9 protein-coding genes and 1 pseudogene are annotated in these 8939 nt (G+C 72.8%); 4 read left to right on the forward strand and 6 right to left on the reverse strand.

Annotated elements, in window-relative coordinates; translation table 11 throughout:
- Positions 1 to 12 precede the first annotated feature (12 nt).
- A pseudogene (locus AB0D31_RS26695) lies at positions 13 to 447 on the forward strand (LamG domain-containing protein); the annotation flags it as partial.
- Positions 448 to 555: 108 nt separating this feature from the next.
- Here AB0D31_RS26695 and AB0D31_RS26700 read toward each other — a convergent pair.
- From AB0D31_RS26700 to AB0D31_RS26710, 3 genes are all read right to left on the reverse strand, one after another.
- The gene (locus AB0D31_RS26700) at positions 556 to 2073 is read right to left on the reverse strand and encodes a PTS transporter subunit EIIC (RefSeq protein ID WP_362727713.1); all 1518 of its coding nucleotides are present in this window, start codon (positions 2071 to 2073) and stop codon (positions 556 to 558) included.
- Between the two features lie 108 nt (positions 2074 to 2181).
- The gene (gene murQ, locus AB0D31_RS26705; protein WP_362727715.1) at positions 2182 to 3180 is read right to left on the reverse strand and encodes an N-acetylmuramic acid 6-phosphate etherase; all 999 of its coding nucleotides are present in this window, start codon (positions 3178 to 3180) and stop codon (positions 2182 to 2184) included.
- A gap of 101 nt (positions 3181 to 3281) precedes the next feature.
- Positions 3282 to 4199 carry a MurR/RpiR family transcriptional regulator gene (locus AB0D31_RS26710; RefSeq protein ID WP_362727717.1) on the reverse strand — a complete coding sequence of 306 codons (918 nt, stop codon included), beginning with the start codon at positions 4197 to 4199 and terminating at the stop codon, positions 3282 to 3284.
- A gap of 247 nt (positions 4200 to 4446) precedes the next feature.
- Here AB0D31_RS26710 and AB0D31_RS26715 point away from each other — a divergent pair, with 247 nt between their 5' ends.
- From AB0D31_RS26715 to AB0D31_RS26725, 3 genes are all read left to right on the forward strand, one after another.
- Complete coding sequence (locus tag AB0D31_RS26715; protein WP_362727719.1) at positions 4447 to 4830, forward strand: hypothetical protein; 384 nt, start codon at positions 4447 to 4449, stop codon at positions 4828 to 4830.
- The gene (locus AB0D31_RS26720) at positions 4827 to 5093 is read left to right on the forward strand and encodes a DUF4031 domain-containing protein (RefSeq protein ID WP_362727721.1); all 267 of its coding nucleotides are present in this window, start codon (positions 4827 to 4829) and stop codon (positions 5091 to 5093) included. Before AB0D31_RS26715 ends, AB0D31_RS26720 begins: the two co-directional genes overlap by 4 nt.
- A gap of 347 nt (positions 5094 to 5440) precedes the next feature.
- The gene (locus AB0D31_RS26725; protein ID WP_053724154.1) at positions 5441 to 5644 is read left to right on the forward strand and encodes a cold-shock protein; all 204 of its coding nucleotides are present in this window, start codon (positions 5441 to 5443) and stop codon (positions 5642 to 5644) included.
- 87 nt (positions 5645 to 5731) lie between these two features.
- Here AB0D31_RS26725 and AB0D31_RS26730 read toward each other — a convergent pair whose 3' ends face one another.
- From AB0D31_RS26730 to AB0D31_RS26740, 3 genes are all read right to left on the reverse strand, one after another.
- Positions 5732 to 6997 carry a Cmx/CmrA family chloramphenicol efflux MFS transporter gene (locus tag AB0D31_RS26730; protein WP_362727723.1) on the reverse strand — a complete coding sequence of 422 codons (1266 nt, stop codon included), beginning with the start codon at positions 6995 to 6997 and terminating at the stop codon, positions 5732 to 5734.
- A gap of 443 nt (positions 6998 to 7440) precedes the next feature.
- Positions 7441 to 7956 carry a GNAT family protein gene (locus AB0D31_RS26735; protein WP_362727725.1) on the reverse strand — a complete coding sequence of 172 codons (516 nt, stop codon included), beginning with the start codon at positions 7954 to 7956 and terminating at the stop codon, positions 7441 to 7443.
- Positions 7957 to 8015: 59 nt separating this feature from the next.
- Entirely contained in the window at positions 8016 to 8684 is a 669-nt protein-coding gene (locus tag AB0D31_RS26740) for a hypothetical protein (RefSeq protein ID WP_362727727.1), read from the reverse strand.
- Positions 8685 to 8939 lie beyond the last annotated feature (255 nt).

Genomic DNA, 8939 nt, shown 5'->3' on the forward strand with positions numbered 1-8939 from the left:
TGGGTCAAGCTCAACACCCTCGGCGCCACTGCGGTCGCCGTCAGCCAGGGCACCACCGACCATCAGGCGTTCTACCTCGGCTACACCAGCGACGGCTCCTGGCAGTTCATGACCACCACGGCCAGCACCACGACCGGCACCGCCTATCCCGCGGCGACGGGCGGCCCCGCACCTGTCGCCGGTGTCTGGACGCACTTGACCGGCGTGTACGACGCCGGCACCAACGTCCAATCCCTCTACGTCAATGGCGTCCTCACCCAGAAGGCGGCCACCAACAAGGACCCCGCCTACGACCCGATGGCTCCTCTCACCGTCGGCGGCAACGTCACCACGAGAGAACCCGCCAACCTTCCGTATGACGCCATGAACGGGGCGGTGTCCGACGTGCACACCTACCCGGCCGCTCTCACCGCGGCCCAGATTCAGTCGCTGTACGCCCGTCCCTGAACGCGGGCGGAGCCGGCCGCTTGTGGCCGGCTCCTGGGGCCGGATGCTCCGGAGGACGGGATGTTCATGGGGTCGACCCGGGTCCGGCCCCGGTGTGGGCGTGGTCGGTCAGGCGCCCGTTCGTTCCAGGGCCGATGCGGGAGGCGAGGCGGGGGCGGGCTTCATGGGGGCCGGGGTGTTCAGGGCGGTCAGGGTTTCGCGGGTGAAGGCGAAGTAGTACGTGGCCGCGAAGCCCACCGCGTAGCCCGTGAGCAGGCCACCCGCGTAGATCCCGATCGTCGTGCCCAGGCCGTGGTTGCCCTGGAGGAGGGGGAACAGGGCCCAGCCCGACGGGCCGATCGCCGTGGAGCCCACCTTGTCGCCCAGCATGGAGAACAGGCCCACGAACGCGCCGCCCGCCGCGCCGCCCGCGCACGCCGTGATGAACGGGCGGCCCAGCGGGAGGGAGACCCCGTAGATCAGGGGCTCACCCACGCCCAGGAAACCGGCCGGCAGCGCCGACCTGATGGTGGTGCGCAGGGAGTCGTTGTGTTTCGCGCGCAGGTACACCGCCACCGCGCAGCCCACCTGGCCGGCGCCGGCCATCGCGAGGATGGGGAGCAGGACGGTGTAGCCCTGCTGCTCGATCAGCGTGGTGTGGATCGGGATCAGGGCCTGGTGCAGGCCCAGCATGACCAGGGGGAGGAACAGGCCGCCCAGGACCAGGCCCGCGAAGGCGCCCGTGTGGTCCAGGAGCCAGTTCGCGCCGTGGCCGATGGCCGTCGACACCTCGCCCGCCAGGAACATCAGGCCGTACAGGGTGACGAGGCCCGAGATCAGGACCGTCAGGGTGGGGGTCACCAGCACGTCCAGGGCCTCCGGGACGCGGCGTCGGCACCACTTCTCGACGTACACCGCGAGCAGCGCCGCTCCCAGGGCGCCCAGCACGCCGCCCTGGCCGGGCGCGAGGGTCTGGCCGAAGACGGTGATCTTCGCGACGCCCGCGAAGACGATGATCGACGCCACCGCCCCGCCGAGCACCGGCGTGCCGCCGAACTCGCTCGCCGTGTTGTAGCCGACGAACACCGCGATCAGCGCCATGAACCCCGAGGCGATCGCGGCCAGCGCGGGGGTCAGGCCCGGCAGCCAACCCAGGTTCACCAGCAGGCCGTTGAGGCCCGCGATGATGCCGCAGCCGATCAGTGCCGGGATGAGCGGGACGAAGATGTTCGCGATCCTGCGGAGGAGGAGTTTGGTGGGGGTCGCGTTCCTCGCCTTGGCGGACGCCTTCAGATCCGCTCCTCGCGCCGCCAACTCGGTTGCTGTACGCGGTTGTTGGGCTGCTTCCGCGGCCACCAGCGCTTCGAACTCCGGGGCCACCCTCGCCACCGTTCCCGGGCCGAGCACGATCTGGTACGTGTCGTCCTCGACCACGCCCAGCACGGAGGGCAGTGCCTTCAGGGCCTCGTCCTCGACCAAGGCGCGGTCCTGCAGGCCGAGTCTGAGCCTCGTCATGCAGTGGGCGATCGAGGCGATGTTCCGGGGACCACCGACGAGCGGGAGGATCGCGGCGGCGATGACGCGGTTTTTGGTCTCCGGGGCGCGGTCCTTGGCCTCTGGGGCGCGGTCCTTGTTCTCTGGTGCCATGGTGCGGGTGCCTTGCTGTGGAGAGTCGCGGGGGGAGGGGTCCTGTAGGGAGGGGGAGGGGGCCGCCGTGGGGGAGGGGCCACCGAGGGGGCCAGACGGGCGGCAGGGTCAGGAAACAGCTGCCTGTAGGGCTGCGCGCAGGTGGCCGCCGGTCCTGGTCAGGAGTTCGGCTGCCGTGTCGCCCCTCACGCCCCCGAGGATGACCAGGATCGCGTTCTTCACTTCGCCGTCCGTCGCGGCGAGCGCGGCCTCGATCTCGGCGTCGTCCGCGCCCGTCGCCAGCGCCACGATGCGACGCGAGCGGGCGCGGAGCTTCTCGTTGGAGGCCCGTACGTCGACCATCAGGTTTCCGTACGTCTTGCCGAGCCGGATCATCGTGATCGTCGAGATCATGTTGAGGACCAGCTTCTGAGCCGTGCCCGACTTCAGGCGGGTCGAGCCGGTCAGGAGCTCCGGGCCCACCACGACCTCGATGCCGTGCTCGGCCGCCGCCGCCAGCTCGCTGTCCGCGTTGCAGGACAGGCCGATCGTGAGGGCGCCCAGGCGCCGCGCGTGCTCGACCGCGCCGATCGCGTACGGGGTGCGGCCCGATGCCGAGATGCCGACGACGGTGTCGCAGTCGGCGAGGCCCAGGGCGTCCAGGTCCTCCGCCGCCAACTGCCGTGAGTCCTCGGCGCCTTCCACCGCCTTGACCATCGCCGACGGGCCGCCCGCGATCAGGCCGACGACCTGCGACGGGTCGGTGTTGAAGGTGGGCGGGCACTCGCTCGCGTCCAGGACGCCGAGCCGCCCCGCCGTGCCGGCGCCCGCGTAGACGAGCCGGCCGCCGCGCGCCATCCGCTCGGCCGTGGCGTCGATCGCGGCCGCGATGGCCGGGAGCTGCTCGGCCACGGCGGCCGGGACGGTGACGTCCTCGCCGTTCATGATCGCCGCGATCTCGGCGGTGGGCAGCCGGTCGATGTCCGCGAGCTCCGGCCGGAACGCCTCGGTGGTGAGCGTGGCCAGCTGGGCGCGCAGCTCGGCGTAGTCCTCGCGGTGGCCGGCCGCCGCGTCGTGCCGCTGGTACTCGTCGTGGCGCTGGTCCTTGGCCTGGTCCTGGGTGGTCATGGTGGCGGTGGCTCTTTCTCTGCGTACCGGTCCGGGCGGGGGTGCGGGTGCGGGGGCGGGGGATGTGGGGAGGGGTGTGGGGGCGTGTGGCGTCCGGGCCGTCAGCGCGGGCGCGGGTTGTGGCGGTGGGCGAGGGCCTCGTAAGAAGCGGCGAGTGCGGGCGCCGCCGTCTCGTACGTGCGTTGCGCGATGCCGATGAACAGGCAGTCCACAACGAGGAGTTGGCTCGTCCGGGACGACATGGCGGCGGGGCGCAGCTCGCTCTCGCGCGCCGTGGACGTGGTCAGTACGTGGTCGGCGTACTGCGAGACCGCGCCGTCGGGGCGGCCGGTGATCGCGATCGTGGTGGCGCCGTGGTCGAAGGCGACCCGCAGCGGCTCTATGACGTCGCTCGTCGAACCGGAGTGGGTGATCGCGACGGCCGCGTCGCCGGAGCGCAGCTGTACGGCGTTGGTGACCGCGAGGTGGGGGTCGGTGTGGGCGTGCGCGATCAGGCCGATGCGCAGGAGTTTCTGCGCGAGATCCTGGCCGACGAGGGACGAGGCCCCGGCCCCGTAGACGTCGATGCGCCGGGCGCCCGCCAACGCTCCCACTGCCGCGCCCAGTTGGACGGTGTCGAGGGCGGCCGCGGTGTCGGCGAGGGTCTGCTGCTCGTCGTAGGCCAGCTTGGCGACGACATCCGCGATCGGGTCGTCGACGGCTATGTCGGCGGTGACCGCGGGGGCCCGGCCCGACTGCTGCTGGGCGGCGAGGCCGGCGAGTGCGAGGCGCAGGTCGCGGTAGCCGGGGTAGCCCAGGAGGCGGGCGGTGCGCACCACGGTGGCCTCGCTGGTGCCGGTGAGGCCGGCGAGGCCGGTGACCGTGAGGGCCGCGCAGCCGGCCGGGTCGCCGGCGACGGCCTCGGCGACCCGCTGCATGGAGCGGGTCATGGACGGCGCGAGCGTGCGCACCTTGGCGGCGAGGGCCGCGGGGGCGGGCGGAGTGCCGTCTCTGAAACTTTCCTTCACGACATTGGTCACCTTTGAAAGATATTTTCGGCATCTTCTCCGGTCAACCCCCAGGGAGGCCGGGCTTGGCTCCCCCCCCCGGTCCCCTCCGGGGCTGTCGGGTTCGGGGTCCGTCCCCTATGGCGCTGCCGGGGGATCGGGCCCCCGTCCGTCCCCTCCGGGGCTGTCGGGTTCGGGCCCCCGCTCCCTGGGCGCCCGCCCGGGCATGGCCGATTGCCCAGCCCGGGAGGCCTGGCGCGACTCGGGAGACAATGGGGGCATGGACGACGTACAACCTCTTGAGCAAGCCCTGCACGCCGCGCGCGCCCTGGTCCTGGCCGACCTGGCGGCGCGCGACGTGGCGCACGCCGACGTCGTCTCGCTGGTCGAGGACGCGGTGACCCATCGGCGCTGGTGGGTGGAGCAGTGGCCGGAGGGCACGGAGTACGTCGCCGGGCTCGTCGCCCAGGACGTACAGGACGCCCTTCTTGAGCGGTACGGTCGCTGGCCGCTGTGCCCGGTGTGCGACGGGGGCGACCCGCACGCGCTCGACGTGGAGCCGGAGCTCGGGGCCGACCCGCACTGGGTCTGCGGCAAGGCGGGTGTCGTGGTGGCGCCCGTCGGCGCGCTCGGCGGGGGAGCGGCGGGCGGGCTCGGCGGATGACGCTCTACATCGACCCGCCGACCTGGCCGGGACACGGCCGTATGTGGTCGCATCTGGTCAGCGACGACTCGTACGAGGAACTGCACGCCTTCGCGGCGTCGATCGGGTGCCCGCCCCGCGCCTTCGAACGCGATCACTACGACGTGCCGTCCCACCGGTACGAGGACGCGGTGCGCGCGGGTGCGGTGGAGATCGGCTCGAAGGAGCTCGTACGCCGTCTGACGGTGGCGGGGCTGCGGCGGCCCAAGGGGCGACCGGCCTGAGGGGGAGGAGTCCGCGGAGGCGTCCCCTGGCCGGAGGAGCCTTCGAGGAGCCTTCGAGCGGCCTTCGGGGGGCCTTCGAGGAGGCTTCGGGGGGGCATGCGCAGGGCCTTCCAGGGGCCTTCGAGGCACCTGCTTGGCCGGAAGTTGTCCCCGGTTCGGCTGCGGCCCGTAGCCAGACGATCGCGGATCGGCTAACTTCCTTGCCAGTAGTCGTGGTTCCGAAGTCTCAACGCCCGCGGTTTACGCCGTGGGCGTTTGCTGTGCAGCAATGTCCGAGGACCAGGGCGATCACCTCACCCAGGGGTACTGACAAGCCAGTACCCCGCGATCCTCGACAGGGGAAACACATGGCAACCGGCACCGTGAAGTGGTTCAACGCCGAAAAGGGCTTCGGCTTCATCGCGCAGGACGGCGGCGGCCCGGACGTTTTCGTCCACTACTCGGCCATCAACTCCACCGGCTTCCGTGAGCTGCAGGAGAACCAGCAGGTCAACTTCGACGTCACCCAGGGCCCGAAGGGTCCGCAGGCGGAGAACGTCACCCCTGCCTAAGCGCTGACCCGGCCCCAGCGGCCGGGAACCACGCGGAAGCGCCCCGTACCCGAGCGATCGGGTGCGGGGCGCTTTGCTTGTGCCCGGTCACACCTGTGCGCGCGACGGGGCGGTTGCGGGGGCGGGTACCTGGTCGGCGGCCGCCTGGTGGGCGGGGGCAGCTGTCTGGTGGGCCGGGGTGTCGGCCGAGCGGGCCACCACGCGGGACTGGGACTTGTGCAGCCGCAGCGACGCCGTGACCAGGGCCAGAGCGAGGATCGTCATCGCGGCGCCCGCCCACGCCGTGGCGGCGTAGCCGAGGTTCGCGCTGATCACGATGCCGCCGAGCCAGGGGCCCGCGGTGTTGCCCAGGTTGAACGAGGACGTCGTCGTGGCGCCGGCCAGCGTCGGGGCGGCCCCGCCGACGTTGAACATGCGGGCGTTGAGCGCGGGCGCGGTGAAGAACGCCGAGCAGCCCAGCAGGAACGCCAGGGTGATCGCGACGGCGGGCGTCGAGGCGAACAGCGCGAGCGCGACCAGGAACGCCGTCGAGGCGGTGATGCCGCCGAGCAGTACGCCGAACAGGTGCGCGTCGGCGACCCGGCCGCCGATCGTCGTACCGATGAGCGCGCCCACTCCGAACAGGCCGAGCACGGCCGGTACCCAGCCGGCGTCCACGTGCGCGACGTCCGTGAGCAGCGGCTTGAGGTAGCTGAACGCGCAGAACACGCCGCCCGCGGCGAGTGCGGTGATCGCTACGGAGAGCAGCACCTGCGGGTCGCGGTAGATCCGCAGCTCCTGCTTGAGCCGGGGCTTCTCGGCGGGCAGTGGGATGCGCGGGATACGGGTCAGGATGCCGACCAGGGCGATGGCGGAGGCGGCGCCGACCGCCCAGAACGCCGAACGCCAGCCGAGGCCGTCGCCGAGCAGGGCGCCGAGCGGCACGCCGAGGACGTTCGCGATCGACAGACCGCCGATCATGACGGCCATCGCGCGGGCCCGCGCGTTCATCGGCACCATCGCGATGGCGACGGCCGCGCCGACCGCCCAGAACCCGGCGCAGGCCAGCGCGGACACGATCCGCGAGGCGAAGAGAAGGGCGTAGTTCGGGGCCAGCGCGCCCGCGACCTGGCCGAGGCCGAACACTGTGATCAGAGCGAGGAGGGTGGTGCGTCGGGGCAGGCGCAGGGTGGCCACGGCGAGGAGGGGGGCGCCCACGACCATGCCGATGGCGAAGGCCGAGATCAGCAGGCCCGCCTGCGGGATCGACACGCTCATGTCGTCGGCGATGGCGGGGAGCAGCCCGGTGAGCATGAACTCGCTCGTGCCGAGTGCGAAGACGGAGAGGCCGAGGATGTAGACGGCCAGCGGCATGCGGGCCCCTTGGGCGGGGGGCAGGGGGGTTGGGCCGGCCGCGCCCCGGCCGGCTGGGGGCGTGGCTCCACCTGGCCTGGCTGGGGCCGGGTCGGCTGAGGGTGCGGCTCGGGGTGTGGGTGCGGGCACGGGCTTGGGTATGGGCTCGGCGGGCATATCCGTTGCCAACGGGTGGGGGTGCGGGTGGTATTCCCTGGGGGTTTCGGGGGCGGGTTTCGGGGGCGGGTTTCGTGGGCGGGTTTCGTGGGCGCGTTTCGGGTGTGGGCTTCGGCTGTGGGCTTTCGGGTGGGGGGCGTGCGTGGCTGGTCGCGCAGTTCCCCGCGCCCCTGGTAGGGCGCCCCGAGCCGTCCACAGGGCACCCAGGACCGACCGGGAGTCCACCGTGGCGGGGCCGGGGGGCAGCTCGACCGGGCGCAAAGGCGGGTGCGGCCGGCCGGGGGAATTTACGGTGCGGACTGTTCGTAGAGGTGCTGGGACTCGCGGCCGCCGATCGGCCGCGGGGTGTCACCGATGCGGCGGAACCCCGCGCGGTCCAGGACGCGCTGCGAGGCCGTGTTGTCCGCGTCCGTCGTGGCGTACACGGTCTGGACGTCGGGCTGGGACAGCGCCCACGCCGTCAAGGCGCACAGCGCCTCCGTCGCGTACCCGTGGCCCCGTACGGACTCCGCCAGGTCGTAGCCGACCTCGACGCGGCCGTCCTCCGGCGGACCGTGGAACCCGATGCCGCCGATGGCGCGGCCGTCCTCGGTGCGTACGACGACGTACGCGCCCCAGCCCGTGCGATGCCGGCCGGCGTCCATGCCGGAGAGCATCTTCCCCGCGGCGAAACGGCTGCCCTCGTCGGGGCCGCCGGGTGCCCACTGCCAGCCGCCGCTCCCGCCGTCGCTGAGCTCCGCCGCCGACGCGCGGGTCAGTTCGTGGAGGGTGACGCGGTCGGCCATGACTGTCACGGGGAGCACGCGGGGTACCTGCTTTGCGTCGGCGGGCGGGGAGTTGAGCCAGTGCGGGCCCGCGCCGATTATGCGGTGAGCCGGGCCAGTTCCGCCCGGAGATTTGCTTGAGCCGGGCTCTGCCACTCGTGTTGGCCGTACGGGGTGTGGAACAGCATGGGCAGGTCGAGCAGTTGGCGCAGAACCGCGGCCCGGCCCGCGCGGAACGCCTCGTCCGGCACGAAGGCGTACTCCTCGCGTACGGAGTCGGCGTACGCGGTGTACGCCTGCGGGGTGGCGGCCAGGATCGCGAGGTCCGCGTCGCACAGGACCGCGCCGTTGCTGTCGCCGTCCTCGGGGGCGTGGGTGACGGTGAGGCGCACCAGGCGCGCGACCTCCGCGGTTGCCTCCGGCGTCAACCCCGCTTCCGGCAGCGCGCGTTCGGCGAGACGGGCCGAGCGCTCCTCGTTCTCCGAGCGGTCCGGGAGGTACACGGCATCGTGGAACCAGGCGGCGAGGCGGACGAGGTCGGGGTCGGCGGCGTACTCCTGGAGCACGTCGATGTGGTCCAGCACGGCGGTGAGGTGGGCGGTGGTGTGGTAGCGGCGCTGCGGCTCGGCCCAGCGGGTCAGGAGGTTCTCGCCGTACGGGGCGGGGTCCGGGGGCGGGGTCGATTCCGGGCCGGTGGCGGGCCTTCCGGGGCGGGCGGCGAGGAGGGTGGTGTGCCAGCGGGCGCGCAGGGGGTCGTTGTGCGGCATGCGGCTGAGGGTAGCGGGGCGGGTTGCCCCTGCGGGGGCGGCGCCGTGCGCCCCCGCCCCCGCCCGCGCAACCGTTTCGGCACCCGGGTGCCCTATGGGCGCGACCGCTCGGTGCCGGGTGCCCTAGGGGGTGCGAGTGGTCGGTGCCGGGTGCCCTACGGGGGGCGCGGGGAACTGCGCGGGTGCCCCAGCACGGTGTGCAGACGAAAGCCGGGGTTGCTGGGGCTCTGCCCCAGGCCCCGGGGGGTTGCCCCA

Source organism: Streptomyces sp. NPDC048361, assembly GCF_040651795.1.
Classification (GTDB): domain Bacteria; phylum Actinomycetota; class Actinomycetes; order Streptomycetales; family Streptomycetaceae; genus Streptomyces.

Coding starts and splice junctions, on each gene's coding strand:
- AB0D31_RS26720 (WP_362727721.1), top strand. CDS start 4,827: ATGACGCTCTACATCGACCCGCCGACCTGGCCGGGACACGGCCGTATG.
- AB0D31_RS26730 (WP_362727723.1), bottom strand. CDS start 6,997: ATGCCGCTGGCCGTCTACATCCTCGGCCTCTCCGTCTTCGCACTCGGC.
- AB0D31_RS26700 (WP_362727713.1), bottom strand. CDS start 2,073: ATGGCACCAGAGAACAAGGACCGCGCCCCAGAGGCCAAGGACCGCGCC.
- murQ (WP_362727715.1), bottom strand. CDS start 3,180: ATGACCACCCAGGACCAGGCCAAGGACCAGCGCCACGACGAGTACCAG.
- AB0D31_RS26740 (WP_362727727.1), bottom strand. CDS start 8,684: ATGCCGCACAACGACCCCCTGCGCGCCCGCTGGCACACCACCCTCCTC.
- AB0D31_RS26715 (WP_362727719.1), top strand. CDS start 4,447: ATGGACGACGTACAACCTCTTGAGCAAGCCCTGCACGCCGCGCGCGCC.
- AB0D31_RS26725 (WP_053724154.1), top strand. CDS start 5,441: ATGGCAACCGGCACCGTGAAGTGGTTCAACGCCGAAAAGGGCTTCGGC.